This is a genomic window from Vibrio sp. JZG120, from assembly GCF_053890955.1.
Window position 1 is genome coordinate 43,135 of record NZ_JBSRRK010000013.1, and the last position, 26,047, is coordinate 69,181.

Below are 26,047 nucleotides of genomic sequence, written 5' to 3' on the forward strand. Positions count from 1 at the left end.
GGCTCTTTTTGTTTATAAGCTTTTCAACCCCCACTTCTTGGCAGTCAGCTTGAAAAAGCCTTGGGTCTTTTTCAGCTCAACCCAATGGTTGATGTAATTAATCCATACTTGATCGTTTTGCGGCAACAGCATCGCAATTGGTGTCGGTTTACGCGGAGCGGTCACTGGTACTATCGCCAGTTGTTTAAACTTGTCCACCAACGTCGCTGCTTCCACATTGGACGTCACCGATACATCGGCCCTGCGAGCTAGTAATTCTTGGAAGTCGCGCGCTGGCGCTTCAATCACAATGTGTTGAGCCAGCGGGAAAAACTCTTTAACCATTTTTTCTTGCACCGTTCCTAGTGTCGCCGCGACTTTCACATCAGGCGTATTAAAATCTGCCCAATCAGAGAATTTGGCGAGATCTTTCTTTTGCACAACAGGTACAAAGGCAAGGTAGAAATACGGTTGGCTGTATCCAGCGACTTTCGCGCGCGACATATTCAGGGACGCGCTGCCAGTAATATCGTATTTGTTGGCGGTAATGCCATTGACTAGCGTCTTCCAATCCGTGGCTACATACTCTACTTTGACACCGAGATCTTTAGCAAGCTCTGTCGTTACGTCGATATCAAAGCCACGATAACTGTTGGTTGCAGGGTCTTTCATCGTCATCGGATTCCAATCTCCCGTCGTTCCAACACGGAGTACACCACTGTCTAAAATGGATTGAAGACGGCTTTCAGCATGAGCAATTTGAGTTGCAGCAAGTAAACACATTCCTAGCGCTAGTAAAATCTTTTTCATTTTTATTCCCTTAAAAATAATGACCTTATGCGGTTTAATGATTAACCTTTATTAAAGCTCTATTGATAACATAGCAGCAACAATGGAAGTTTTTTAGTTAATTCAGGGAGTAAATGTGACCTTTCGAACTCTATGGCTGATTTCGCTGCTGTTGCTCACAGGTTGCTCAGATTATCAATGGGGCTGGTATGTGCTCGATCCCTCCACGGAGCAAGGACTCACCAATCTGAAGTTTTTAATCGCCGGATTTAGTGACACCATCCAAGTATCACTCCTCAGTATGTTATTTGCCATGACCTTAGGTTTAATCATCGCCCTACCGGCTCTGTCGAACTCTCCCTACTTGAAGTGGATCAACCGAATTTATGTCGAGGTAGTCCGCTCAGTGCCTGTTTTAGTCTTACTACTTTGGGTGTATTACGGCATGCCAACGCTATTGGATGTCTCACTCAATCACTTTTGGGCGGGTGTTATTGCACTAACCATTGCTGAGAGTGCGTTTATGGCGGAGGTGTTTCGCGGCGGAATCCAAGCCATCAGTCGTGGCCAGCATGAAGCGGCTGAATCTTTGGGCTTAAGCTATTGGCAAAAGATGCGCTTGGTAATTCTTCCTCAAGCGTTTCGGCAAATTCTCCCACCATTGGGCAATCAATTTGTCTACATCCTCAAGATGAGCTCTTTAGTCAGTGTGATTGGTTTAAGCGATCTCACTCGCCGTGCTAATGAGCTAGTGGTGAATGAGTACTTACCCCTAGAGATTTATACCTTCCTCGTTTTGGAGTACTTGTTGCTCATTCTATTCGTATCCCAAGCCGTTCGTTGGCTCGAAAAACGCATCGCCATTCCCAGTTACTAACGATGAAGCCTTTAGCTAGAAACAACAAAGCCGCTCTTGTTGAGCGGCTTTGACAATATAGCGACAGAGTGCAGGTACTGCTTATTTCTGTTTTACAGGGCGTTGCCAGCCATTAATTTTGCGCTCTTTGACGCGAGTAATCACTAACTCGCCTTCTTCAACATCTTTTGTCAGCGTCGTGCCTGCACCGATGGTTGCGCCATCAGCGATAGTGACAGGAGCCACCAGCTGACTATCAGAACCAACAAATACATCATTACCGATGATGGTTTTAAACTTGTTCGCACCATCGTAGTTACAAGTAATCGTACCGGCACCGATGTTCGTACGTTGACCGATTTCAGCATCACCAAGGTAAGTTAGGTGGTTCGCTTTTGACCCTTCTCCGATACGCGCATTTTTAACTTCTACGAAGTTACCCACATGGGAATCGTTACGCATCTCAGCACCAGGACGAAGGCGAGTAAATGGACCAACGGTACATTCTTCACCAACCGTTGCACCTTCAATCACACTGTAAGGGCGAACGATGGTGTTGTCGTCGATTTCGCAATCTTTCAGTACACAGCCAGCACCGATAACCACGTTATCACCGAGTGATACTTTACCTTCAATGATAACATTCACGTCAATTTCACAGTCCATACCGCACTGCAACTCACCACGCAAATCAAAGCGTGCTGGATCGCGTAGCATCACACCTTGCTCTAGTAGCTTCTGAGCTTGCATTGATTGGAAGGCACGCTCTAGACGAGCCAGTTGAGCACGGTCGTTGACCCCTTCCACTTCAATCGCGTTTACTGGGTGTACTGCCTCGACGGCGCGACCTTCATCGTGTGCGGCTGCAATAACGTCAGTTAGGTAGTACTCGCCTTGCGCGTTGTTATTGTTTAAACCAGACAACCAACGCTTAAGATCCCCACCAGTCGCAACCATCACGCCAGTGTTGATCTCTTTAATTTGCTTTTGTTCTTCCGTTGCGTCTTTTTGCTCAACAATCGCAACAACAGGACCATTTTTACGAATAATACGACCATAACCTGTTGGGTTATCAAGCATCACTGTAAGCAGTGCAATACCACCAGTTGGTTGAGCATCCAACAAGTTCTCGATGGTTTCGGCTGAGATTAATGGCACATCACCATAAAGCACGAGGATTTTCTCATCATCTTCAAAGCGAGGAGATGCTTGGTCAACCGCATGGCCAGTTCCCAACTGATCCGCTTGCAGCACCCAGTTTACTGGCTCTTCAGCAAGAGTGGTTTGCATTTGATCACCACCGTGACCAAATACTAAGTGAATATTTTGTGCACCAAGACCAGTACATGTATCAATCACATGTTTTGCCATTGGCTTCCCTGCCAAAGTGTGTAGCACTTTAGGCATGTTCGAATGCATACGGGTGCCTTTACCCGCAGCAAGAATCACAGCACTGAATTTCATTGATAACCTATTGACGTTTTATGTTAATTGGCCGTTATTTTAAACAGCTCTTTTAAAATAGTTAATGGAGTAAGGTAAATTTCCAACTAAAATTAATCAAAAAGGCGACCATTTGGCCGCCTTTTGTCATGCAACGTTGCTAATTGAGCTTAGCGACGCTTTTTTGTCAGCTCGATAACTCGTAGCTGAGCAATGGCTTTAGCCAGTTCACTGGCCGCTTGTGCGAAGTCCATGTCACCATGCTGATTCTGGATTTGCTCCTCAGCGCGGCGCTTGGCTTCTTCTGCCTTCGCTGCGTCTAGCTCTTCACCACGGATAGCGGTATCAGCCAGTACAGTCGCTGTACCAGGCTGAATCTCTACCATACCACCAGAAACATAAATGATTTCTTCGTGGCCGTGCTGTTTCACAATACGCACCATACCAGGCTTGATAGCGGTCAGCAGCGGTGTGTGACCATGGAAAATACCAAGTTCACCTTCGCTACCGGTCACCTGAAACGTTTCAACACGACCAGAGAAGATTTTCTTCTCAGCGCTTACTACGTCTAGGTGAAAGGTTATTGCTGCCATATCGCCTCCTAGTTAGCCTTATAGCTTCTTCGCATTCTCAATAGCATCGTCGATGCTACCGCAGTACATGAATGCCTGCTCAGGAATGTCGTCGTATTCACCAGCTAGTAGACCTTTAAAGCCACGTAGAGTCTCTTTTAGAGGTACGTAAATACCAGGGTCACCTGTAAATACTTCTGCTACGTGGTAAGGCTGAGTTAGGAAACGCTCAATCTTACGTGCACGAGATACAACTTGCTTATCTTCTTCAGATAGCTCGTCCATACCTAGGATAGCAATGATGTCTTTCAGCTCTTTGTAGCGCTGAAGTGTCTGCTGAACGCCACGAGCAACTTCGTAGTGATCTTGACCAACTACTAGTGGATCAAGCATACGAGATGTTGAATCTAGTGGGTCGATCGCAGGGTATAGACCCATTGCCGCGATGTTACGGTTAAGTACAACCGTTGCATCCAAGTGCGCGAACGTGGTTGCTGGAGACGGGTCAGTCAAGTCATCCGCAGGTACGTATACCGCCTGTACAGACGTGATAGAACCTGATTTCGTTGACGTGATACGCTCCTGAAGTACACCCATCTCTTCTGCAAGAGTTGGCTGGTAACCTACCGCAGAAGGCATACGACCTAGCAGTGCCGATACCTCTGTACCTGCCAGTGTGTAACGGTAGATGTTATCAATGAACAGTAGTACGTCACGACCTTCGTCACGGAAACGTTCTGCCATTGTTAGACCAGTCAGTGCAACACGTAGACGGTTACCTGGTGGCTCGTTCATCTGACCGTAAACCATCGCTACTTTCGATTCTTCAGGCTTCTCAACGTTTACAACGCCCGCTTCCTGCATCTCGTAGTAGAAATCGTTACCTTCACGAGTACGCTCACCAACACCCGCAAATACGGATAGACCTGAGTGCTGTAGTGCGATGTTGTTGATAAGTTCCATCATGTTAACGGTCTTACCTACACCTGCACCACCGAATAGACCGATTTTACCACCCTTAGCGAATGGACAAATTAGGTCGATTACTTTAACGCCCGTTTCTAGAAGTGCGATCTCGTTTGATTGTTCTTCGTAGCTTGGTGCGCTGCGGTGGATAGAGTAAACCTCTTCCGCGCCCACTTCACCACGCTCATCAATCGCGTCACCTAGGACGTTCATGATACGACCTAGAGTTTTAGTACCGACTGGTACTGAAATTGGAGCGCCAGTGTTAACCACTTCAACTCCACGACGTAAACCATCAGAGCTACCCATTACGATACAACGAACTACGCCACCGCCTAGCTGTTGTTGAACTTCAAGAACTAGACGCTCTTTTGAGTCCGTTACGTTTAGAGCGTCATATACACTAGGTACATTGCTCTGTGGGAACTCTACGTCGACTACCGCACCGATGATCTGTACGATCTTACCTGTAGCCATCGTTAATCCTCTAAACTATTTCGTTTTACCTAAGCTTAAACCGCAGCTGCACCACCAACGATTTCCGATAGTTCTTGTGTGATCGCAGCCTGACGGGCTTTGTTGTACACAAGTTCCAAATCGTCAATCAAGTTGGTTGCGTTATCCGTTGCAGCCTTCATCGCAATCATTCGAGCCGCTTGTTCACAAGCAAGGTTCTCAACCACACCTTGGTATACCTGAGACTCTACGTAACGCACTAGTAGCGTATCCAGTAGAGGTTTTGGCTCAGGCTCATAGATGTAGTCCCATGAGTGCTCACGCTGCATCTCTTCGCTGTCCGATTTAGGCAAAGGTAGCAATTGATCGATCGTTGGTTGCTGAACCATAGTATTCACAAACTTGTTGAATACTACGTATAGACGGTCCAGTTCACCTTCATCGTATTTCTTCAGCATTACGCCAACAGAACCGATTAGGTCTTCTAAGCTTGGGTTATCACCCAGGCCAGAAACCTGTGCCGCAACTTTTGCGCCACCATGTTTAAAGAAAGCTGTTGCTTTTGAGCCAACAACGGCAAGCTCAATCTCAGCACCTTTCTCTCTCCATGCTTGCATGTCTGTAACGGCTTTTTTGAACACGTTAATGTTCAAACCACCACACAGACCACGGTCTGTCGAAACGATGATGTAACCAACACGTTTAGCTTCACGCTCTTCTAGGTACGGATGACGGTACTCTAGGTTTGCGTTAGCCACATGACCGATCACTTTACGCATTGTTTCAGCGTATGGACGAGAAGCTTCCATTGCATCTTGAGAACGACGCATTTTTGAAGCTGCTACCATTTCCATCGCTTTCGTAATTTTCTGCGTGCTTTTAACACTACCGATTTTATTACGTATCTCTTTTGCGCCGGCCATCGTTACTCTCCGTTAGTTGGTGGCAGAAACTGCCACCGACCTAATTACCAAGTTTGGGTTGCTTTGAAGTCGTCAGTCAGTTTCTTCAACTGAGCTTCGATTTCATCGTTGTAAGCGCCAGACTTGTCGATCTCAGCTGCTAGTTCAGCGTATTGACCGCGAGCGTACGATAGTAGAGCCGCCTCGAAATCTAGAACTTTGTTAAGTTCTACATCATCAAGGTAACCGCGCTCTGCCGCGAAGATAGTTAGAGCTTGGTCAAATACAGACATTGGAGCGTACTGCTTCTGCTTCATTAGTTCTGTTACTTTTTGACCATGGTCTAGCTGTTTCTTCGTTGCTTCATCAAGGTCAGAAGAGAACTGAGCAAATGCAGCTAGTTCGCGGTACGCAGCTAGTGCTGTACGGATACCACCTGATAGTTTCTTGATGATTTTCGTCTGAGCTGAACCACCTACACGAGATACTGAGATACCTGGGTCAACAGCTGGACGAACACCGGCGTTGAATAGCTCAGTTTGTAGGAAGATCTGACCATCGGTAATCGAGATTACGTTAGTCGGTACGAATGCTGAAACGTCACCTGCTTGAGTTTCGATGATAGGAAGAGCAGTCAATGAACCAGTCTTACCTTTCACTTCACCGTTAGTGAAACGCTCTACGTACTCTTCGTTTACACGAGCTGCACGCTCTAGTAGACGCGAGTGTAAGTAGAATACGTCACCTGGGAATGCCTCACGGCCTGGTGGACGTTTAAGTAGTAGAGAGATCTGACGGTAAGCTACCGCTTGCTTAGATAGGTCATCGTAAACAATCAGTGCGTCTTCACCGCGATCGCGGAAGTATTCACCCATCGCACAACCTGCGTATGGCGCTAGGTATTGCAGCGCTGCAGATTCAGAAGCTGATGCAACTACAACGATAGTGTTTTGTAGTGCGCCGTGCTCTTCTAGTTTGCGAACTACGTTAGCGATAGTCGATGCTTTCTGACCAATTGCTACGTAGATAGAGAAAATACCAGAGTCTTTCTGGTTGATGATCGCATCGATCGCCAGTGCTGTTTTACCAATCTGACGGTCACCGATAATAAGCTCACGCTGACCACGACCGATTGGGATCATTGAGTCAACTGACTTATAACCAGTTTGCACAGGTTGGTCTACCGATTTACGGTCGATTACACCTGGTGCGATCACTTCTACAGGCGAAGTCATTTTCGCTTCGATTGGACCTTTACCATCGATAGGCTCACCCAGCGTGTTTACTACGCGGCCTAGTAGTTCTGGACCAACTGGCACTTCAAGAATGCGGCCAGTACCTGTAACTTTCATGCCTTCCTTAAGGTCAGCATATGGGCCCATTACAACCGCACCAACCGAGTCACGCTCAAGGTTAAGTGCCAGTGCATAACGGCCACCCGGTAATTCAATCATTTCACCTTGCATCACGTCCGCTAGGCCGTGGATGCGGATGATACCATCGCTTACCGATACGATAGTACCCTCGTTGCGAGCTTCACTAACAACTTCGAAAGATTCGATACGTTGTTTGATTAGATCGCTAATTTCCGTGGAATTAAGTTGCATGCTCCAATCCCCATTAAGACTGCAATGCATCGCTCAGGCGGTTCAAACGACCACGCGCTGAGTCATCGATGACTAGGTCTCCGGCTCGAATAATAACCCCACCAAGTAGGGTCTCATCTACACTGCAATTCAGCTTCACTTTGCGTTCAAGACGCTTTTCAAGTTTGCTGCCAATGTTTGCAAGTTGCTCATCAGAAAGTTCTGTTGCTGAAATGACTTCAACATCGATTTCTTTCTCATGCTCTTTCTTCAGAGTGTAAAACTCTGTGCAAACATCAGGAAGGGCCGCTAAACGACCATTCTCAGCCATCACCTTCAAAAGGTTTTGACCGTGCGTATCAACTTGTTCGCCGCAAACTGCAACAAAAATCTCTGCCATTTTATCAGCAGAAACCGAACCGGTTAGAAGTTCGTTCATTTGTTCGTTTTTGGCCACTTCAGCAGCAAAAGATAACATTTGGCCCCATTGGTCCAACTGGTCTTTCTCTAAAGCAAAGTCGAAGGCTGCTTTAGCATAGGGGCGTGCGATAGTAGTCAAATCAGACATATGCGCCCCCAGACTTAAAGTTTTGCAGTAATGTTGTCGAGAATATCTTTTTGCGCATCTTTATCGATAGAACGCTCAAGGATTTTCTCAGCACCAGCTACAGCCAGAGTAGCAACTTGTTTGCGCAGGTCATCGCGCGCACGATTGCGTTCAGCTTCAAGTTCTGCTTCTGCTTGCGCTAGGATTTTCTGGCGTTCTGCCTGAGCTTCCTCGCGAGCTTCATCAAGAATTTGAGACTTGCGCTTGTTCGCTTGTTCGATGATCTCAGTTGCTGTGCGCTTCGCTTCTTTCAATTGATCAGAAGCGTTGGCTTGTGCTAGATCCAAGTCTTTCGCAGCACGTTCTGCTGCTTGAAGGCCATCAGCAATTTTCTTCTGACGCTCTTCGATCGCTTTCATCAATGGTGGCCATACATACTTCATGCAGAACCACACAAATAGTGCAAACGAGATTGCTTGACCTAGCAGAGTTGCGTTTATGTTCACAACAGCTACCCCTCTATTTGGACTTAGTGTTAATCAGTGACAAGCGCTAATCGCTCGTCCCGAGTTAAAGGTGATTAACCTAGTTGACCAACGAATGGGTTTGCGAAAGTGAATAGTAGCGCGATTACGATACCGATCATTGGAACCGCATCAAGTAGACCCGCGATGATGAACATCTTAACTTGTAGCATAGGAGCCATTTCTGGTTGACGTGCAGCACCTTCTAGGAATTTACCACCTAGCAGTGCGAAACCAATCGCTGTACCAAGAGAAGCAAGACCGACGATAATACCTACGGCGATTGCAGAAAAGCTCAGTAAAGTTTCCATTACTATCTCCAATTTATAGTTGTTGGCTTAGTGCCCAAATAAAAAGCTTTAAAAAAATTAATGATCAGGATCTTCGTGTGCCATTGACAGGTAAACAATTGTCAACATCATGAATACGAAGGCTTGAATCGTAATAACCAAGATATGGAAGATTGCCCACGGTAGTGAACCCATCCATTGTAAGTACCATGGTAGCATTGCCGCACAAAGAATGAATACAACCTCACCCGCGAACATGTTACCGAATAGACGCATACCAAGTGATAGAGGTTTCGCCAGTAGCGATACCACTTCAATCAGTAGGTTAAACGGAATCATAAGTGGGTGATTGAATGGATGTAGTGCAAGTTCTTTTGCGAATCCACCTAGACCTTTCACTTTGATGCTGTAGTAAATCATCAATGCAAAAACGCCTAGAGCCATAGCCATGGTGATATTCACATCAGCAGACGGTACAACCTTAAGGTAAGGGATACCTAGCCAATGTTCTGCTGGGTACGGTAAGAAGTCGATAGGAACTAAGTCCATCACGTTCATCAAAAATACCCAACAAAAGATAGTCAGTGCTAAAGGCGCGATCAGTGGGTTGCGTCCATGGAACGTGTCTTTGACGTTATCGGCGACAAATTCAACGATCATTTCTACAGCACACTGAAGCTTACCCGGTACACCCGCTGTTGTTCTCTTCGCTACTTTGTAAAAAATTCCGAGGAAGATTAAACCAGTAAACCAAGAAAAAAACAGGCTATCGATATGTACGTTCCAGAAACTTGTCTCCGACCCTACTAAACCCAACTTATACAGCGATAGGTTAGAAAGGTGGTGGGCAATGTAACCGGACGATGTTAGCGCTTCACCTGGCGCAGCCATAACTCATCCTATTTTTTGTTGTTAATGAATAGCACTGGTGCACAGATATTAATACCTAGTACCAGCAAATAGGTTAGTTTGAGGGGAACAAGTTCCACCTGCATATACATGTAGGCAACATAGAACAGTGCAACCGTGATGAGAATTTTCAGTACTTCACCCGTATAGAAGGAAGCCGCGATGCGCTTGGCAGCGCGAGCCCCACTAAACATGAAAGCACACAGCGCGAATACTGCATTGGCAACAACAAAAATGCCTCCGCCAATCAGCGCTGAAAATCCCCAGTCAGGATTTATGGCTACCGCCATTCCTGCTGCCACAAAAATAACCGCGCCAGACTGGATCATTAACAATTGCCTTGCGAGCTCTCGTCCTGGTCTAGCTAACGCAGCTACCATGTATTCGTACCTCTAGTAATATCCACTTCGCACTAAACTCTCTGTGCTGGGAAATTGGCGAAAATTATACGTTCAGTTCAACGTAAAGCAATTCGATTGCATCAAAAACTTACAGTTTTGTTTACAAAACGACAACTTTCGCACAAAATTCGATTAATTAGATTAATTGACCTAAATCAATTATCTCATCTAGGCCTCAAGCTTGGCAATTAGTTGGTCCAATTTGTGAGGCTCATCAATACTTATCGTCAATTTCGCTTTTCCGTTTGCAGAACGGGTCAGAGAAACTTTTGCATCAAGCAGCTGACTCAATTTATGCGACATTTGCTCAGCTTCGGTATCTTCTTGTTGCCCTTTTTGCTCATTTTGTGGGGCTAAGCACTTTTTTACTAACTGTTCGGTTTGACGAACAGTCATTTGCTTTTTCGCGACTTGTTGAGCAACCTCAACCTGCTGTTCACCCTGCAAGGCCAATAGCGCTCGCGCATGACCCATTTCTAGCAATTTATCCGCAACCAAGCTTTTCACATCGGACTCAAGCTGGTTTAAACGTAACAAGTTACTGACCGTCGTTCTCGACTTACCAATCACTTCTGCGACTTGTTGATGCGTAAGCGTAAATTCGTCTTGTAAGCGCTCAAGCGCTTGTGCTTCTTCAATCACATTCAAGTCTTCACGTTGAATGTTCTCAATCAACGCCATGGCAATCGCCGCGCGATCTTCGACTTTCTTCACCAAACACGGCACGCGTTTTAAACCAGCCTGCCTTGCCGCACGCCAGCGGCGCTCACCTGCGATGATCTCAAACTGGCCGTTTTCAACCTGGCGAACCACAATTGGCTGAATAATGCCTTGTGACTGAATCGAAGCCGCTAATTCTTCTAGCGCTTCAGGCGCCATATCTTTACGCGGTTGGTATACGCCCGGTTGCAATTGACCAATCGCTAAGTCGGTTAACTCACCGTCTGCCGATAATTCTTGGCTATGCGATGCAATATGCTGTTTTTCACGAGCAAACGAACTGGTCGACAATAACGCATCCAGTCCTTTTCCGAGACCACGCTTAGACATGGGATTGAATTCCTTAGGTTAGAGTTAAACTGGGATTTCTTCGCGGCGGAGCATTTCGCCCGCTAGAGCAAGATACGCTTTGGCCCCTGCAGAGTACTTATCGTAGTACATCGCTGGTTTACCGTGACTTGGCGCTTCAGCCAAACGCACATTACGCGGAATGACGGTACGGTAAACTTTATTGCCAAAGTGTTTTTTAAGTTGATCGGACACTTCATTCGATAGGCGGTTGCGCGGGTCGTACATAGTACGCAGTAAACCTTCGATTTTGAGGTTTTCATTAACCACAGCCGCTAACTTGCTGATTGTGTCCATAAGAGCAGTTAAACCTTCTAACGCAAAGTATTCACATTGCATCGGCACCAGCACAGAATCAGCTGCCGCCATCGCATTGATTGTAAGAAGGTTTAGAGAAGGAGGACAATCAATAAAGATGAAATCATAGTTATCGCGAACTGACGACAATGCATTTTTTAAACGCACTTCGCGAGCGAACACTTCCATCAATTTGATCTCTGCCGCGGTTACGTCACCGTTCGCCGCGATCAAATCATACTTCCCTGTGGTTTGGGTACATACGACTTGATCGAACGGTGTATCTTCGACCAAAAGATCGTATGCGGTGGCATCGACCATATACTTATCCACGCCACTGGCCATCGTAGCATTGCCTTGCGGGTCGAGATCGATCACCAAAACCTTGCGCTTTGTTGCCGCCATCGAAGCCGCTAAGTTAATGCACGTTGTTGTTTTGCCGACCCCACCTTTCTGGTTGGCGATTGCTACAATTTTACCCACGATTACCTCGCTAATTTTCCTTGCGCGATAAGATTACTAGATGACGATCACCTTCCAACTCAGGAACAGCTAAAGATATGATCTCTGTCACACTGCACCATTCAGGAAGCTGATCCATTTCATCTTTAGGGTGCTGTCCTTTCAGCGCTAGAAACACCCCATGCTCTTGTTTCGGCAAATGGTGGCACCATTCCACCATGTCTGTCATTGAAGCAAAAGCTCGACTCAAAACGCCATCAAATTTTTCTTCAGGTTGGAATTCTTCGACGCGACTTTGAATTGGTGTCACGTTTTTAAGCCCTAATGTGTGCACGACCTGCTTGATAAAACGGATGCGTTTGCCAAGACTGTCGAGCAAGAAGAAGGTCTTCTCAGGGTTCATGATTGCCAAAGGTATGCCCGGTAAGCCCGGACCAGTACCAACATCAATAAAGCGCTCACCGGGCAGGTGTGTGCTCACCACGATGCTATCAAGAATATGTTTCACTAACATATCAAGCGGATCGCGCACCGACGTTAAGTTGTACGCTTTGTTCCACTTGTCGAGCAGTTCGACGTAACCGACCAATTGCTCTCTTTGTTGCTCTGACACTTCTAAATCGGTTTTCGCGATCAGTGAATCCAGTTTTGTTCGCAATGCGCTCATTTTATTCTTCCTCACCTTTCTTCAGCAAACCATGCTTTTTCAAGTGAACAAGAAGAATAGAGATTGCTGCAGGCGTAATACCAGAAATGCGCGATGCAATACCGATGCTCTCTGGTTTGGCCTCACTCAATTTAGCAACGACTTCGTTTGATAAACCTTTTACATCGCGGTAATCCAAATCAGCAGGTAACTTGGTATTTTCGTGACGCAATGATTTTTCGATCTCTTCCTGCTGACGCTTGATGTAACCATCGTATTTTACTTGAATTTCAACTTGCTCCGCCGCTTGCTGATCTTCAAGTGCAGGAGCAAACGCTTCAAGTTGCGTCAGTTGCGAATAAGTGATCTCTGGACGACGCAGAAGATCCTCACCACTCGCTTCACGTGCCATTGGGGTTTTCAGTAGCTTGTTCAGCTCATCAACGCCTTCTGATTTCGGATTCATCCACGTTGATTTCAAACGCTGACGTTCCGTTTCCATGTTATTGATTTTCTCGTTAAAGCGAGCCCAACGAACATCGTCAATCAAGCCTAACTCGCGTGCTTTTTCCGTTAAACGTAAATCGGCGTTATCTTCACGTAGCAACAAGCGGTATTCCGCACGAGAAGTGAACATGCGGTACGGTTCTTTCGTACCCATGGTCGATAAATCATCAATCAATACGCCCATATAAGCTTGGTCACGACGTGGGCTCCAGCCTTCTTTGTCTTGGCTGTACAAGCTTGCGTTTAGACCGGCCATCAAGCCTTGCGCTGCGGCTTCTTCGTAGCCAGTCGTACCATTAATCTGACCAGCAAAGAACAGACCATGAATAAACTTGGTTTCGTACGTTTGCTTCAAATCACGTGGATCGAAGAAATCGTATTCAATCGCATAACCAGGACGAACGATATGCGAATTTTCAAAGCCTTTCATTGAGCGAACGATTTGTACTTGCACATCAAATGGCAAGCTAGTCGAGATACCGTTAGGGTATAGCTCGTGCGTCGTTAAACCTTCTGGCTCAATGAAGATTTGGTGGCTATTTTTATCCGCAAAACGCATCACTTTGTCTTCAATCGACGGGCAGTAACGCGGACCAATGCCTTCAATCACACCCGCGTACATCGGACTGCGATCCAAGTTGCTACGGATCACATCGTGCGTTTGCTCATTGGTGTGCGTAATAAAACATGGGATCTGACGCGGGTGTTGTTCGCGTTTACCCATGAATGAAAATACAGGGGTAGGGTTATCACCGTGCTGAGCTTCAAGCACTGAAAAATCAACAGTGCGAGCATCAATGCGCGGTGGGGTACCCGTTTTTAAACGATCCACACGGAATGGCAGTTCACGTAATCGATCCGCTAATGCGATCGACGGTGGATCTCCTGCACGTCCGCCTGAAGAGCTCTCCATGCCAATGTGGATCTTACCACCAAGGAACGTACCTACCGTTAGTACGACGGCTTTCGCATGGAAGCGAAGTCCCATTTGAGTCACCACGCCAACCGCGCGGTCTTGCTCAACAATCAGATCATCCACTGACTGCTGGAACAGTGTTAAGTTAGGTGCATTTTCTAATGCGTTACGGACGTACGCTTTGTACAGAGCACGATCCGCTTGAGCTCGAGTCGCTCGAACTGCAGGACCTTTGGAGGCATTTAGTGTACGGAATTGAATACCTGCATGGTCGATGGCTTCAGCCATCAAACCGCCCATAGCATCCACTTCTTTTACTAAGTGACCTTTACCAATACCACCAATCGCCGGGTTACAAGACATCTGGCCTAATGTATCGATGTTATGGGTAAGGAGAAGCGTTTTTTGTCCTGTGCGTGCAGATGCGAGCGCGGCTTCCGTTCCTGCGTGTCCGCCACCGACAACAATGACGTCAAAGTTTTCGTGATAAAGCATGAACTGACCTCAGGTATTCAAAGGGATTTAATGGACAGATAAAGGAGCAGTATTTTACCTGCTTTATGCCACAGAGAAAAACGTTTTCTCGTTTTATCCGTTTTAAGCTTCAAGATAAATATATATAAGATCTATATATATGATCTTTTATTAGATCTACTATTAGGATCGACCGTTTCTGTGGATAACCTAAAAATGATCAACAAGATCATGGATCTTCTTTGGATCATATCTTGTGATCATGATTGGATCAGATCGAGGATTACCTGGGATCAAAAGTGGTAGTTATACACAGAGGGTAAAATTGATCAAAGTTGTTATTGGGATAACTAAAGGAAAATCACTGGATCTTATCGTAGTTATCCACAGCTCGTTTGATTGGTTTTTGAGCAGTTAAACAAAATAATTTGACGGGAGTTATTCACATTGGGGAAAACAGAGCCGAATTTCGACTCTGTTGAAGGGAAAGCGGGGAGCTTAAAAGCGTTCGATATTCTCTTTTAACCATGCCTCAGCGGCGTCTTCGGGTACTGCATGGCTCAGTACATCAATCTTAAGACAATCAGCGAGCGGTGTGGCACCAATGTCCTCTAGTAAATCATAAGCGTGTTGACCAGCGGCGCAGAACGTATCATAGCTTGAATCACCAATCGCAATCACTGCGAACTTTACGTCGGTCATTTTCGGCGGGGTATTTTGTAATGCCGCGATAAAAGGTTGAATATTATCAGGGTACTCACCAGCCCCATGGGTTGAGGTGATCACCAACCACGTTCCTTGATTTTCGATCTCATCGAGGGACGGCTGGTTGTGGATCGTTGTTTCAAATCCATTCTCGTTGAGTAGATCACTCAGGTGATCCCCTACGTATTCTGCGCCACCTAGCGTGCTGCCTGTAATAATGTGGATCATACTTCTTCCTTATTGAATGCGACGGCTAAAGCTCATGGATGGCTTGCCGTACAAAAAGAAACGCGGTGTGAGTTAAGCTCAGCACCGCGCGTTCGATTATTTACTTACCGATACAGAATGAAGAGAAGATTCGGCCCAGTAAGTCGTCAGAACTGAACTCGCCGGTAATCTCGTTGAGATGCTGTTGGGTGATGCGCAGCTCTTCTGCCAGTATCTCACCAGCCATATAGCCTTCAAGCTGTTCTTGGCCTATTTGAAGGTGCTGTGCGGCGCGTTCCAACGCATCGAGGTGACGGCGACGAGCCATAAAGCCACCTTCACTGTTGCCTGAGAAGCCCATGCATTCTTTTAGGTGTTCACGCAGAGCTTCAACCCCTGCACCTGTTTTCGCTGACAAGCGGATGAGGGTAGGGTTATTGACGTGGCAGATCCCCATTTCTTCACCCGTTTGATCCGCTTTGTTTCGGATCACGGTTATGCCGATATTGTCGGGTAGGCGATCCACAAAATCTGGCCAGATATCTTTCGGATCGGTGGCATCGGTTGTCGTGCCATCCACCATGAACAACACGCGGTCTGCTTGGGCTATTTCATCCCACGCGCGTTCGATACCGATTTTCTCTACTTCATCGGAAGCATCACGCAAACCTGCTGTATCAATGATGTGTAGTGGCATGCCATCAATATGGATATGCTCACGCAGTACATCACGCGTGGTTCCTGCGATGTCGGTTACGATTGCAGACTCTTTACCCGATAGCGCGTTCAGTAGGCTTGATTTGCCCGCGTTTGGACGACCCGCAATCACGACTTTCATCCCTTCACGCATAATAGCGCCTTGGTTAGCTTCTTTGCGCACCGCATCTAGGTTGTCGATGATGGCTTGTAGGTCACCAGCCACTTTACCGTCGGCCAAAAAGTCGATCTCTTCTTCAGGGAAGTCGATGGCTGCTTCAACATAGATACGCAAATGAATCAGCGACTCAACTAAGGTATTAATGCGGCCTGAAAATGCGCCCTGTAAGGATTGCAGCGCTGATTTTGCGGCTTCTTCAGAACTGGCATCAATGAGGTCTGCAATCGCTTCGGCTTGAGCGAGGTCGAGTTTATCGTTCAGAAACGCGCGCTCAGAGAACTCACCAGGGCGAGCAGCTCGAATACCATCTATACCTAGAATGCGTTTTATCAGCATATCCATCACGACAGGGCCGCCATGGCCTTGCAGCTCAAGTACGTCTTCACCTGTAAATGAGTGTGGGTTAGGGAAGTACAGTGCGATGCCCTGATCAAGCACAGTGCCATCTTCTGACTTAAACGGCAAGTACTCTGCGTAGCGGGGCTTTAGTGTTTTGCCAGTGACTTCTAACGCCACTTGGTTGGCTTTAGGGCCAGAAACTCGAATAATACCGACACCGCCACGACCAGGCGCGGTCGCTTGAGCGACAATCGTATCTGTAGTCATAATTTTGCCTTTTGAGCTGGGCTCAAATTGAGCCATAACTTTAGTTAGCTGAATTGTAATCAGCCAAAAACAAAAAGGCGACCTTTTGGCCGCCTTTCTCAATCATTTCCTAAAAGGTTACTTGCTGTGTAAGCCTTTTTTCTCTAACCCTTTGTAGATCAGAGTTTGCTGGATAAGCGTTACGATGTTCGACACCAACCAGTACAGAACGAGACCTGATGGGAAGAACAAGAAGAAGAAGGTAAACATAACCGGCATAAAGGTCATGATCTTCTGCTGCATTGGATCCGTTACCGTTGTCGGGCTCATCTTCTGGATTAGGAACATAGACGCACCCATCAATAGCGGCAGGATGTAGTAAGGGTCCTGCGCTGACAAGTCGTGAATCCAACCAAAGAATGGTGAGTGACGAAGCTCTACCGATTCCATTAGCGCCCAGTATAGTGCGATGAAGATAGGCATCTGTAGGATAAGAGGTAAACAGCCACCTAGTGGGTTCACTTTCTCTTTCTTGTACAGTTCCATCATTTCTTGGCTCATGCGCTGACGGTCATCACCGATGCGCTCACGCATAGCTTGCAGCTTAGGCTGAAGCATACGCATTTTCGCCATAGACGTGTATTGCGCTTTTGTTAATGGGTACATTGCACCACGAACGATGAAGGTCAGACAGATGATTGCCACACCCCAGTTACCAACAAAGCTCTGGATGAATGAAAGCAACATATGAAGAGGCTTCGCAATGAACCATAACCAGCCGTAGTCCACTACTAGGTCTAGGTTAGGTGCCACTTCTGCCATTTCATCTTGCAGTTTTGGACCAACCCAAAGTGTTGCTTCAAACTTAGCCTGATCGCCTGTTGCGATAGTTTTGTTCGGCATACGAACGCCGATGTCGCCTAGGTTGCCAATTACACGAGTGTATAGGTTAGTACCTGGTTCGTTACGTGGGATCCAAGCTGCGGCAAAGTAGTGCTGAATCATTGCTGCCCAACCTTGGCCATCGGCTAGGTTAAGAGACAGGTTGCGATCCTGCATATCATCAAAGCTGTACTTCTTGTAGCGCGTATCTTCTGTTGAGTATGCGCCACCACGGTAAGTAGGCATTGTGATGCTACCACCATCGTCCATTAGGTTTTGACGTAGGTGAGCGTACATACCAAATGTTGCGTTGTTGCCTGAGTTGTTCACTACATCGTATTCAACATTAAGCGCGTAGCTGCCGCGTTTAAAGATGTAAGTTTTGGTGTATTCGATGCCGTTTGCAGTGAATGTCATCGGAACGCGAAGTTCATCTTGACCGTCAGCCATTGTGAAGCTGTCTGCACTTACGTTGTAGTGAGGGCGATTTGTGCTGCTCAAGTCGATACCTTGAGGACCCACTAGACCGCTTTGAGCGATAAATTGGTGACCTTGAGCGTCTTTAAGCAGAACAAAGGAATCTGATGAATCTAACTCAGCAGAGTATTCGTTAAGGTTGGCATGTACCACATCGCCACCAACGGTGTCGATCGACAGAGTTAAAACATCAGTCGTTACTGTGATAGTTTTTGCAGAAGCTTGCTGTTGACCAGGAACTGGGTCAAGTTCATCAGCAAAAGATGGTGCAGGTAGAGTGCTGCTTGATTGAGCCTGTTCAACTGCTTGAGGTTCTGGATTCTTTGCAACTTGCCATTGTTGAAACAGCAAAAAAGAAACCAGGGCCAAACCGATGAGCAGGATATTACGTTGAGAATCCATCGTTAGTTATCTCTGTCTTGTTTTTGGACTGGTGGAACGGGGTCATACCCCCCTTCATTCAAAGGGTGGCATTTTAATAGACGTTTGCCTGATAACCAACATCCTTTTACAAAACCGTGAGCTCTCAAAGCTTCTAGCGCGTAAGTGGAACAGGTTGGTGTGAACCGGCAACGAGGACCAATCAAAGGGCTGATAAACCAGCGATACAGATAAACGAGCCCAATGGCTATCCACGTGAAGGGCGAGACAGGCGTTGCCATAGCTTATCAAACAACTTAAAAATTTCCTCATTGCTTAAATCTTGCGCGCTTTTCTTTGCAATCACAACAAAATCTTTGTTTGGAAGCTGATGTTGATTGTTACGAAAGCTTTCACGAGCCAAACGCTTAAATCGGTTACGACCGACAGCCGTTTTGATTTGCTTTTTGGGAACCGCTAAACCTAATCGTGGGTGAGAAAGTTTGTTATTGCGAGCAATGATGGTGAAATGAGGCGAGCCAGCTCGATGAGCTTGCTGGAAGACGTTTTGATAATGCTCGGGAGTTAACAAACGTAACTCCCGATTAAACGCGTACGTGTTCAAAATAAACTAGCGATTATTTTGATAGGCGCGCACGGCCTTTTGCACGACGTGCGTTGATAACTTTACGACCGTTCTTAGTTGCCATGCGAGCACGGAAGCCGTGAGTACGCTTGCGCTTTAGAACTGTAGGTTGAAAAGTGCGTTTCATGATAATTACCTTTACTGATCAGTAGTTTTAGGTTCTTGTTAAACCCGGCGTGGGTATTTGCTTTCTTATATAAAGAAGCTCTTTATATAGAGAAGGACAACCGACGCCTCTCAACAAAGAGGCGGAATTGTAATCACACTCACATAATGTGTCAATGACTCAATGAGTACGAAATTCCGGCCGGGCGATTATACGTAGTGTGAGTAAAATCTCAAGGATCAATCGATCCTGATGCTTGATCGTTACTCTATTCCTACTTGGTTAAGGAATTTTTTCAAACGAGGATCTTGTGGATTATCGAAGATATCCTGTGGAGAACCTTGCTCAACGATATTGCCTTCCGCCATGAAGATCACTCTATCAGCGACTTCTTTCGCGAATTGCATCTCGTGCGTCACCACCAGCATGGTTTGATGCTGATTAGCTAACTTCTTCATTAATGAGAGAACTTCACCGACCCATTCAGGATCCAGCGCAGAAGTTGGTTCGTCAAATAACAGCAGTTCTGGTTGCAGCGCCATCGCTCGGCCGATACCCACACGTTGTTGTTGGCCGCCAGACAATGCCGCTGGATAACTATCGCCTTTATCCCCAAGGCCGATGTCATCCAGAATTTGTTGCGCTCGTTTGAGAGCATCGGCTTTTTTCCAGCCTCGAACGGTCACTAGACCTTCGGCAATGTTCTGGCGCGCATTCATGTGGGCAAACAGGGCATAGTTTTGGAACACAAAGCCAGTTCGACGACGCAGCGCTAATACTTCGGCTTTAGTGTGTTTTTGAGTATCAACGGAGATGTCATCTATCGTGATACGACCTTCATCTGCTTGTTCTAGAAAGTTCACCGTACGCAGCAAGGTTGATTTACCCGTGCCACTTGAGCCGATAATCACAATGATCTCGCCTTGCTTAATATCGAGGTCGATGCCTTTCAGCACTTCAGTCTCACCAAAACGTTTGTGAATATTTTCTAATTTGATCATCGTACGTACGCCTTATTCAGTTTTGCTTCTGCCCAGATTTGTACGCGAGTCAGAATCACCACCACGCCCCAGTAAATAAGAGCAACCGCAAGGAAAGCTTCAAAGAAACGGAAACTTGATGAGGCTTCCATCTGTGCTTTCGCCATGATTTCGGCCACACCAAGCGTGAAAGCGAGAGACGTTGACTTGATCATATCGATGAAATAGTTCATCAATGAAGGCAGTGCGACACGCGTTGCTTGAGGTAAAATCACTCGGCGCATTGCTTGGGATGTCGTCATACCGACCGATAAGCTCGCTTCCATTTGGCTGCGATCAATACCAATAATGGCGGCACGAATACTTTCCGCCATATAAGCGGCAAAGTGCAGCGTTAAACCGATCACCGCTGCTGAGAAGGCATCAATACCCACCATCAATGGGAAGATTTGTGGTAAGCCATAATAAAGCAGGAAAAGCTGAACTAAGAGTGGGGTGCCACGGAAGAAGCTGATGTACAGTTGGCTTAATTGATCCAGAACTGGCAGTTTAAATACGCGAATATTGGCTAAAATGACGGATAAAATCAGTGAAAACACCAATCCCCACGTCGCCATTTCCATGGTAGTGCCAAGATATTTCAGCAATATCGGCAGCAGTTCCAACATGTAATTAAAGTCAAATCCCATACGGCTTACCTAAAGGCTAGAGAAAAGAAAAGGTGGAAAACAAGTTCCACCTTTACGTAAGTTTATTTTAGTCCGAGAGTGATACCACTTTGCGGCCTAAAGTACAAAGAGTTCTTATTTCGTGATGTCAGCGCCAAACCACTTCACGGAAATTTTCTCTACTGTACCATCTGCGCGCATCTCAGCCAGTGCTTTGTTTACTTCTTCTTGCAGCTTACGACCTTTCTCGTTGTCCACGAAAGGCCATGCGTTTTGAATGGTCTCAAACGGTTCGCCCGCCAATTCCAGAGGAAGACCGGTTTTCTTAATCAGCTCTAATGCAGAAAGACGATCCATTACAAATGCATCTGCACGACCGAGTGCCACATCATGTTCGATACCAGTGTCGTACGTTTTGATGTTGATCTTGCCATCTTTGTCGTACTGACGAAGCAGTTGCTCGAAGTTGGATCCTAGATTCACAGCAACGGTTTTGCCCGCAAGATCGTCAACACCTTTGATGCTGTCGTTGCCTTTACGCACGGTAATTTGTGCGCCATCTACAACGTAAGGGTCAGCAAATAGGTATTTGGCTTTACGCTCATCAGTCATGGTGATTTGGTTGGAGATCGTATCGATGCGACCGGTTTCTAGCAGACCAAATAAACCAGAGAAGTTAGCGGTTACGTATTCGATTTTGTAATCGTTGCGTTTGCCGATTTCATCCCACATGTCGACTTCAAAGCCTTGTAGCTTATCTTGCTTTACAAAAGTAAACGGGAAGTAGCGACCTGACATACCAACTTTGACTTCAGTAGCGGCTTGTACGGTTGCTGCCGACAGTGCAATGGCTGCAACGGCAACCTTAATCCAGTTTTTCATAATACATCTCCATAATTTTATGGTTGGAAATACTACTGTTAGTTAGCTCAATTAAATAAATAACCAAGAGCAATAACCTAGACCTGTGAGTTATTAGATAATAGAAGAAGAATGTTAAATGTGACGAAAATGCGAACTGAACCTAGCGAAATGATCGACAAAATCATCATTGGGAATAAAATAATACACAGACTTATCACCAATCGCTCGATCTTGTGAATTTTGCCCAATTGTGGATCGTTGTGTGGGCAAATTTGGGGCAAGGTGTGTTGATCTCATCAAGTTTGCAGAAATAATTGTGAATAACTTGGATCTTATTCACTGGATCATCGATCAATCGCTGGCGATCTTGGTTATCAACAGGTAAAATTGCCAGTCTTTTCCGATAATTCAATTACTCAGTGGGGGCACCGTGTCATCTTCGCTTTGGCTGCAATGTTTGCAGCAGCTTCAAGAAGAGCTACCAGCTACAGAATTCAGCATGTGGGTTCGTCCGCTACAAGCGGAGCTCAATGACAATACTCTCACTCTATTCGCGCCAAACCGCTTTGTGTTGGACTGGGTGCGTGATAAGTATCTGAACAATATTACTCGCTTACTGCAGGAATACTGCGGTGGCGATATTCCTAACTTACGCTTTGAAGTGGGGAGCCGACCTGTCTCTGCTCCAAAACCAGCGCCGACACGTACGCCTGCAGATGTGGCTGCCGAGTCATCTGCACCTGCACAATTACAAGCGCGTAAGCCAGTACACAAAACCTGGGATGACGACGCTCAAGCGATTGCGGCTATCAATCACCGCTCAAACATGAACCCAAAACACAAGTTCGACAACTTTGTTGAAGGTAAGTCGAACCAACTGGGTTTGGCTGCGGCGCGTCAGGTATCGGATAATCCTGGTGCAGCATACAACCCGCTGTTCCTATACGGCGGCACGGGCTTGGGTAAAACGCACTTGTTGCATGCGGTGGGCAACGCGATTGTGGATAACAACCCGAACGCAAAAGTGGTCTACATGCACTCAGAACGTTTTGTGCAAGACATGGTAAAAGCGTTGCAAAACAATGCGATTGAAGAATTCAAACGCTACTACCGCAGCGTGGATGCGCTCCTTATCGATGACATCCAATTCTTTGCTAATAAAGAACGTTCACAAGAAGAATTCTTCCATACCTTCAACGCACTATTGGAAGGTAATCAGCAGATCATTCTAACGTCTGACCGTTATCCTAAAGAAATTAATGGCGTTGAAGATCGTCTTAAATCTCGCTTTGGTTGGGGTCTTACTGTTGCGATCGAGCCGCCTGAGCTTGAAACGCGTGTGGCGATCTTGATGAAAAAAGCCGAAGATCACCAAATCCACCTTGCTGATGAAGTGGCGTTCTTTATTGCCAAGCGTCTGCGTTCGAACGTTCGTGAGCTAGAAGGTGCACTGAACCGTGTTATCGCTAATGCGAATTTCACTGGTCGTCCAATCACGATTGATTTTGTGCGTGAAGCGCTGCGCGATCTGCTTGCTCTACAAGAGAAGCTGGTGACGATCGACAACATTCAAAAGACGGTTGCTGAATACTACAAGATAAAAGTGGCGGACTTGCTGTCCAAACGTCGCTCTCGTTCCGTAGCGCGTCCTCGTCAGCTGGCCATGGCGTTAGCAAAAGAACTAACCAACCACAGCTTGCCAGAAATCGGTGATGCGTTTGGGGGCCGTGACCATACGACCGTACTTCATGCGTGTCGCAAGATTGAGCAGCTGCGTGAAGAGAGCCACGATATTAAAGAAGATTACTCTAACTTGATTCGCACCCTGTCCTCGTAATCGGTTAGAATAACGGTATTCTAAGCAAATCATTTATTGAGCTGACAGCGTAAAGAGCCAAGCATGAAATTTACCATTGAACGTAGTCATTTAATCAAACCGCTACAGCAGGTTTCGGGCGCTTTAGGTGGCCGACCAACTCTGCCAATCCTGGGTAACCTACTTCTTAAAGTAGAAGAGAACGTATTGTCGATGACGGCAACCGATCTTGAAGTAGAGTTAGTAAGCAAAGTGACGCTAGAAGGTGATTTTGAAGCGGGCAGCATTACCGTTCCTTCGCGTAAGTTTCTCGATATCTGCCGTGGTTTACCGGACGATGCGATCATCACATTTGTTTTAGAAGGTGATCGCGTACAAGTTCGCTCTGGTCGCAGCCGTTTCTCATTGGCAACGCTTCCTGCGAACGATTTCCCCAATATTGAAGACTGGCAAAGTGAAGTGGAAGTATCACTGAGCCAAGCCGATCTACGTACGCTGATCGACAAAACTCAGTTCTCGATGGCGAATCAAGACGTTCGTTACTACCTCAACGGTATGTTGTTTGAAATTGACGGTACCACGCTACGCAGCGTGGCGACGGACGGCCACCGTATGGCGGTATCGCAAACTCAGCTAGGTGCGGATTTTGCGCAGAAGCAAATCATCGTGCCACGCAAAGGTGTGCAAGAATTAGTGAAGTTGATGGATGCACCAGAGCAGCCCGTAGTACTTCAGATCGGTAGCTCCAATGTTCGTGCTGAGGTGAATAACTTTACTTTTACCTCTAAGTTGGTTGATGGTCGTTTCCCTGACTACCGCCGCGTATTGCCTCAGAGCACCAATAAGACCCTAATAGCAAGTTGTGACGAGTTGCGCCAAGCCTTTTCTCGTGCTGCGATTCTTTCCAACGAAAAATTCCGTGGCGTGCGTGTGAATCTGGCTGATACTGAAATGCGCATAACCGCGAATAACCCAGAACAAGAAGAAGCGGAAGAGATGCTTGATGTGACCTTTGAAGGTGACGCCATCGAAATCGGCTTTAACGTAAGCTATGTGCTTGATGTTCTGAACACGTTGCGTTGTGAAAATGTACGTGTGTCGATGTCGGATGCTAACGCTAGCGCATTGATTGAAAATGCCGACGATGACAGTGCCATGTACGTGGTGATGCCAATTCGTCTATAAGCCAACTGAATGCCTCTTTCTCGTCTCATCATTCAGCAGTTTCGAAACATTAAAGCCTGTGATATTGAGTTATCAGCAGGCTTTAACTTTCTTATCGGGCCGAACGGCAGCGGTAAAACCAGTGTCTTAGAAGCGGTTTACCTGCTCGGGCATGGCCGCTCATTCAAGAGCTCTCTCACCGGACGAGTGATACAAAATGAGTGTGACGAACTGTTTGTTCATGGTCGTTTTTTGAACTCGGATCAATTTGAGCTACCTATCGGCATTAATAAGCAGCGTGATGGCTCAACAGAGGTTAAAATAGGCGGTCAATCTGGACAAAAATTAGCGCAGTTGGCACAAGTTCTGCCTCTGCAGTTGATACACCCTGAAGGGTTTGATTTACTGACAGATGGCCCTAAACATCGTCGTGCGTTTATTGACTGGGGCGTGTTTCATACCGAGCCCGCTTTTTATCAAGCATGGGGAAGGTTCAAGCGCCTGAACAAGCAGCGCAACGCGCTGTTGAAAACCGCCAATAGGTATCGTGAGCTCAGTTATTGGGATCAGGAAATGGCAGGGTTGGCTGAAAACATCAGCCAATGGCGAGCAAGTTACATCGAGCAGATGAAAACCGTCGCAGAAACTATCTGTCAGACATTTTTGCCAGAATTTGAGATCCAATTGAAGTATTATCGTGGCTGGGATAAAGACACCCCATACCACGAGATACTAGAAAAGAATTTTGAGCGTGATCAGGTATTGGGATACACCTTTAGTGGCCCAAACAAAGCTGATTTGCGCATTAAAGTGAACGGAACGCCCGTTGAAGATGTTCTGTCACGCGGTCAATTAAAACTCATGGTGTGTGCATTGCGTGTCGCGCAAGGGCAACACCTGACAGAGATGACCGGTAAACAATGCATTTACCTAATTGATGACTTCGCGTCGGAATTAGATAGCCAACGTCGCAAGCGTCTTGCTGACTGCTTAAAAGAGACGGGCGCACAAGTATTTGTAAGCTCTATCACTGAAAGCCAAATCGCCGATATGTTGGACGATAACGGTAAATTGTTTCATGTGGAACATGGCAGGATAGAGTCAAACTAGAAGAGAGAAA

Annotated in this window: 28 protein-coding genes; 4 read left to right on the forward strand and 24 right to left on the reverse strand. The window is 46.4% G+C overall.

Annotation, left to right across the window (positions count from 1 at the left end; all coding sequences use genetic code 11):
• Window positions 1–12 precede the first annotated feature (12 nt).
• On the reverse strand, window positions 13–789 hold the full coding sequence (locus ACWPOD_RS20270; protein ID WP_048625599.1) for a transporter substrate-binding domain-containing protein: 777 nt from the start codon (window positions 787–789) through the stop codon (window positions 13–15).
• A gap of 115 nt (window positions 790–904) precedes the next feature.
• Here ACWPOD_RS20270 and ACWPOD_RS20275 point away from each other — a divergent pair, with 115 nt between their 5' ends.
• Window positions 905–1,645, forward strand: coding sequence for an amino acid ABC transporter permease (locus ACWPOD_RS20275; protein ID WP_031780374.1), 741 nt, complete (start codon window positions 905–907; stop codon window positions 1,643–1,645).
• An 81-nt stretch (window positions 1,646–1,726) separates the two neighbouring features.
• Here ACWPOD_RS20275 and glmU read toward each other — a convergent pair whose 3' ends face one another.
• The 23 genes from glmU to ACWPOD_RS20390 all read right to left on the reverse strand — a co-directional run bounded on the left by glmU (window position 1,727) and on the right by ACWPOD_RS20390 (window position 21,965).
• Window positions 1,727–3,088, reverse strand: coding sequence for a bifunctional UDP-N-acetylglucosamine diphosphorylase/glucosamine-1-phosphate N-acetyltransferase GlmU (glmU, locus tag ACWPOD_RS20280; protein WP_005394079.1), 1,362 nt, complete (start codon window positions 3,086–3,088; stop codon window positions 1,727–1,729).
• 149 nt (window positions 3,089–3,237) lie between these two features.
• On the reverse strand, window positions 3,238–3,660 hold the full coding sequence (locus ACWPOD_RS20285) for a F0F1 ATP synthase subunit epsilon (protein WP_005378937.1): 423 nt from the start codon (window positions 3,658–3,660) through the stop codon (window positions 3,238–3,240).
• Between the two features lie 18 nt (window positions 3,661–3,678).
• Complete coding sequence (atpD, locus tag ACWPOD_RS20290) at window positions 3,679–5,082, reverse strand: F0F1 ATP synthase subunit beta (RefSeq protein WP_005383849.1); 1,404 nt, start codon at window positions 5,080–5,082, stop codon at window positions 3,679–3,681.
• 35 nt (window positions 5,083–5,117) lie between these two features.
• Window positions 5,118–5,984: a F0F1 ATP synthase subunit gamma gene (gene atpG / locus ACWPOD_RS20295; protein ID WP_005394082.1), complete on the reverse strand. Its 867-nt coding sequence runs from the start codon at window positions 5,982–5,984 to the stop codon at window positions 5,118–5,120.
• A gap of 44 nt (window positions 5,985–6,028) precedes the next feature.
• Window positions 6,029–7,570, reverse strand: coding sequence for a F0F1 ATP synthase subunit alpha (gene atpA / locus ACWPOD_RS20300; RefSeq protein ID WP_005394084.1), 1,542 nt, complete (start codon window positions 7,568–7,570; stop codon window positions 6,029–6,031).
• A 13-nt stretch (window positions 7,571–7,583) separates the two neighbouring features.
• Window positions 7,584–8,117 (reverse strand): F0F1 ATP synthase subunit delta, encoded by a 534-nt coding sequence (atpH, locus tag ACWPOD_RS20305; RefSeq protein ID WP_005394085.1) that lies wholly within the window; start codon window positions 8,115–8,117, stop codon window positions 7,584–7,586.
• 14 nt (window positions 8,118–8,131) lie between these two features.
• On the reverse strand, window positions 8,132–8,602 hold the full coding sequence (atpF, locus tag ACWPOD_RS20310; protein ID WP_031780375.1) for a F0F1 ATP synthase subunit B: 471 nt from the start codon (window positions 8,600–8,602) through the stop codon (window positions 8,132–8,134).
• A gap of 74 nt (window positions 8,603–8,676) precedes the next feature.
• Window positions 8,677–8,931, reverse strand: coding sequence for a F0F1 ATP synthase subunit C (gene atpE / locus ACWPOD_RS20315; RefSeq protein ID WP_002540812.1), 255 nt, complete (start codon window positions 8,929–8,931; stop codon window positions 8,677–8,679).
• Between the two features lie 57 nt (window positions 8,932–8,988).
• Window positions 8,989–9,801, reverse strand: coding sequence for a F0F1 ATP synthase subunit A (gene atpB, locus ACWPOD_RS20320; RefSeq protein WP_005378922.1), 813 nt, complete (start codon window positions 9,799–9,801; stop codon window positions 8,989–8,991).
• 8 nt (window positions 9,802–9,809) lie between these two features.
• A complete protein-coding gene (locus ACWPOD_RS20325) occupies window positions 9,810–10,199 on the reverse strand; it encodes a F0F1 ATP synthase subunit I (protein ID WP_005378921.1) in 390 nt (129 codons plus the stop codon).
• 189 nt (window positions 10,200–10,388) lie between these two features.
• Window positions 10,389–11,270: a ParB/RepB/Spo0J family partition protein gene (locus tag ACWPOD_RS20330; RefSeq protein ID WP_167426110.1), complete on the reverse strand. Its 882-nt coding sequence runs from the start codon at window positions 11,268–11,270 to the stop codon at window positions 10,389–10,391.
• 24 nt (window positions 11,271–11,294) lie between these two features.
• On the reverse strand, window positions 11,295–12,068 hold the full coding sequence (locus tag ACWPOD_RS20335) for a ParA family protein (protein ID WP_005383838.1): 774 nt from the start codon (window positions 12,066–12,068) through the stop codon (window positions 11,295–11,297).
• Window positions 12,069–12,078: 10 nt separating this feature from the next.
• Window positions 12,079–12,714 carry a 16S rRNA (guanine(527)-N(7))-methyltransferase RsmG gene (gene rsmG, locus ACWPOD_RS20340; RefSeq protein ID WP_005394093.1) on the reverse strand — a complete coding sequence of 212 codons (636 nt, stop codon included), beginning with the start codon at window positions 12,712–12,714 and terminating at the stop codon, window positions 12,079–12,081.
• Window position 12,715: 1 nt separating this feature from the next.
• The gene (gene mnmG, locus ACWPOD_RS20345) at window positions 12,716–14,611 is read right to left on the reverse strand and encodes a tRNA uridine-5-carboxymethylaminomethyl(34) synthesis enzyme MnmG (protein ID WP_167426109.1); all 1,896 of its coding nucleotides are present in this window, start codon (window positions 14,609–14,611) and stop codon (window positions 12,716–12,718) included.
• A 477-nt stretch (window positions 14,612–15,088) separates the two neighbouring features.
• Window positions 15,089–15,523, reverse strand: coding sequence for an FMN-binding protein MioC (gene mioC / locus ACWPOD_RS20350; RefSeq protein ID WP_005394096.1), 435 nt, complete (start codon window positions 15,521–15,523; stop codon window positions 15,089–15,091).
• Window positions 15,524–15,623: 100 nt separating this feature from the next.
• A complete protein-coding gene (gene mnmE / locus ACWPOD_RS20355; RefSeq protein ID WP_012841264.1) occupies window positions 15,624–16,985 on the reverse strand; it encodes a tRNA uridine-5-carboxymethylaminomethyl(34) synthesis GTPase MnmE in 1,362 nt (453 codons plus the stop codon).
• A 117-nt stretch (window positions 16,986–17,102) separates the two neighbouring features.
• Window positions 17,103–18,725, reverse strand: coding sequence for a membrane protein insertase YidC (gene yidC / locus ACWPOD_RS20360; protein ID WP_005383834.1), 1,623 nt, complete (start codon window positions 18,723–18,725; stop codon window positions 17,103–17,105).
• Between the two features lie 2 nt (window positions 18,726–18,727).
• Window positions 18,728–18,985: a membrane protein insertion efficiency factor YidD gene (gene yidD, locus ACWPOD_RS20365; RefSeq protein WP_005378822.1), complete on the reverse strand. Its 258-nt coding sequence runs from the start codon at window positions 18,983–18,985 to the stop codon at window positions 18,728–18,730.
• Window positions 18,952–19,275, reverse strand: a complete 324-nt coding sequence (gene rnpA, locus ACWPOD_RS20370) for a ribonuclease P protein component (protein WP_005394102.1) — start codon at window positions 19,273–19,275, stop codon at window positions 18,952–18,954. The genes yidD and rnpA overlap by 34 nt, the downstream gene beginning before the upstream one ends.
• 46 nt (window positions 19,276–19,321) lie before the next feature.
• The gene (rpmH, locus tag ACWPOD_RS20375; protein WP_005378825.1) at window positions 19,322–19,456 is read right to left on the reverse strand and encodes a 50S ribosomal protein L34; all 135 of its coding nucleotides are present in this window, start codon (window positions 19,454–19,456) and stop codon (window positions 19,322–19,324) included.
• Between the two features lie 242 nt (window positions 19,457–19,698).
• Window positions 19,699–20,436, reverse strand: coding sequence for an amino acid ABC transporter ATP-binding protein (locus tag ACWPOD_RS20380; RefSeq protein ID WP_005378827.1), 738 nt, complete (start codon window positions 20,434–20,436; stop codon window positions 19,699–19,701).
• Window positions 20,433–21,104: an amino acid ABC transporter permease gene (locus tag ACWPOD_RS20385; RefSeq protein WP_005378829.1), complete on the reverse strand. Its 672-nt coding sequence runs from the start codon at window positions 21,102–21,104 to the stop codon at window positions 20,433–20,435. Before ACWPOD_RS20385 ends, ACWPOD_RS20380 begins: the two co-directional genes overlap by 4 nt.
• A 114-nt stretch (window positions 21,105–21,218) precedes the next feature.
• A complete protein-coding gene (locus ACWPOD_RS20390) occupies window positions 21,219–21,965 on the reverse strand; it encodes an amino acid ABC transporter substrate-binding protein (RefSeq protein ID WP_005378831.1) in 747 nt (248 codons plus the stop codon).
• Window positions 21,966–22,377: 412 nt separating this feature from the next.
• Between ACWPOD_RS20390 and dnaA the strand changes: the two genes are divergently transcribed.
• The 3 genes from dnaA to recF all read left to right on the forward strand — a co-directional run bounded on the left by dnaA (window position 22,378) and on the right by recF (window position 26,037).
• Window positions 22,378–23,784 carry a chromosomal replication initiator protein DnaA gene (dnaA, locus tag ACWPOD_RS20395; RefSeq protein ID WP_005378835.1) on the forward strand — a complete coding sequence of 469 codons (1,407 nt, stop codon included), beginning with the start codon at window positions 22,378–22,380 and terminating at the stop codon, window positions 23,782–23,784.
• A gap of 63 nt (window positions 23,785–23,847) precedes the next feature.
• Window positions 23,848–24,948, forward strand: a complete 1,101-nt coding sequence (gene dnaN / locus ACWPOD_RS20400; protein WP_005394106.1) for a DNA polymerase III subunit beta — start codon at window positions 23,848–23,850, stop codon at window positions 24,946–24,948.
• 9 nt (window positions 24,949–24,957) lie between these two features.
• Complete coding sequence (gene recF / locus ACWPOD_RS20405; RefSeq protein ID WP_456232166.1) at window positions 24,958–26,037, forward strand: DNA replication/repair protein RecF; 1,080 nt, start codon at window positions 24,958–24,960, stop codon at window positions 26,035–26,037.
• Window positions 26,038–26,047 lie beyond the last annotated feature (10 nt).

Excerpts from the sequence above, each read along its gene's own strand:
- ACWPOD_RS20270 (WP_048625599.1), bottom strand. The coding sequence starts at position 789 with ATGAAAAAGATTTTACTAGCGCTAGGAATGTGTTTACTTGCTGCAACT.
- glmU (WP_005394079.1), bottom strand. The coding sequence starts at position 3,088 with ATGAAATTCAGTGCTGTGATTCTTGCTGCGGGTAAAGGCACCCGTATG.
- ACWPOD_RS20285 (WP_005378937.1), bottom strand. The coding sequence starts at position 3,660 with ATGGCAGCAATAACCTTTCACCTAGACGTAGTAAGCGCTGAGAAGAAA.
- atpD (WP_005383849.1), bottom strand. The coding sequence starts at position 5,082 with ATGGCTACAGGTAAGATCGTACAGATCATCGGTGCGGTAGTCGACGTA.
- atpG (WP_005394082.1), bottom strand. The coding sequence starts at position 5,984 with ATGGCCGGCGCAAAAGAGATACGTAATAAAATCGGTAGTGTTAAAAGC.
- atpA (WP_005394084.1), bottom strand. The coding sequence starts at position 7,570 with ATGCAACTTAATTCCACGGAAATTAGCGATCTAATCAAACAACGTATC.
- atpH (WP_005394085.1), bottom strand. The coding sequence starts at position 8,117 with ATGTCTGATTTGACTACTATCGCACGCCCCTATGCTAAAGCAGCCTTC.
- atpE (WP_002540812.1), bottom strand. The coding sequence starts at position 8,931 with ATGGAAACTTTACTGAGCTTTTCTGCAATCGCCGTAGGTATTATCGTC.
- atpB (WP_005378922.1), bottom strand. The coding sequence starts at position 9,801 with ATGGCTGCGCCAGGTGAAGCGCTAACATCGTCCGGTTACATTGCCCAC.
- ACWPOD_RS20325 (WP_005378921.1), bottom strand. The coding sequence starts at position 10,199 with ATGGTAGCTGCGTTAGCTAGACCAGGACGAGAGCTCGCAAGGCAATTG.
- ACWPOD_RS20330 (WP_167426110.1), bottom strand. The coding sequence starts at position 11,270 with ATGTCTAAGCGTGGTCTCGGAAAAGGACTGGATGCGTTATTGTCGACC.
- rsmG (WP_005394093.1), bottom strand. The coding sequence starts at position 12,714 with ATGAGCGCATTGCGAACAAAACTGGATTCACTGATCGCGAAAACCGAT.
- mnmG (WP_167426109.1), bottom strand. The coding sequence starts at position 14,611 with ATGCTTTATCACGAAAACTTTGACGTCATTGTTGTCGGTGGCGGACAC.
- mioC (WP_005394096.1), bottom strand. The coding sequence starts at position 15,523 with ATGATCCACATTATTACAGGCAGCACGCTAGGTGGCGCAGAATACGTA.
- mnmE (WP_012841264.1), bottom strand. The coding sequence starts at position 16,985 with ATGACTACAGATACGATTGTCGCTCAAGCGACCGCGCCTGGTCGTGGC.
- yidC (WP_005383834.1), bottom strand. The coding sequence starts at position 18,725 with ATGGATTCTCAACGTAATATCCTGCTCATCGGTTTGGCCCTGGTTTCT.
- yidD (WP_005378822.1), bottom strand. The coding sequence starts at position 18,985 with ATGGCAACGCCTGTCTCGCCCTTCACGTGGATAGCCATTGGGCTCGTT.
- rpmH (WP_005378825.1), bottom strand. The coding sequence starts at position 19,456 with ATGAAACGCACTTTTCAACCTACAGTTCTAAAGCGCAAGCGTACTCAC.
- ACWPOD_RS20380 (WP_005378827.1), bottom strand. The coding sequence starts at position 20,436 with ATGATCAAATTAGAAAATATTCACAAACGTTTTGGTGAGACTGAAGTG.
- ACWPOD_RS20385 (WP_005378829.1), bottom strand. The coding sequence starts at position 21,104 with ATGGGATTTGACTTTAATTACATGTTGGAACTGCTGCCGATATTGCTG.
- ACWPOD_RS20390 (WP_005378831.1), bottom strand. The coding sequence starts at position 21,965 with ATGAAAAACTGGATTAAGGTTGCCGTTGCAGCCATTGCACTGTCGGCA.
- dnaN (WP_005394106.1), top strand. The coding sequence starts at position 23,848 with ATGAAATTTACCATTGAACGTAGTCATTTAATCAAACCGCTACAGCAG.
- recF (WP_456232166.1), top strand. The coding sequence starts at position 24,958 with ATGCCTCTTTCTCGTCTCATCATTCAGCAGTTTCGAAACATTAAAGCC.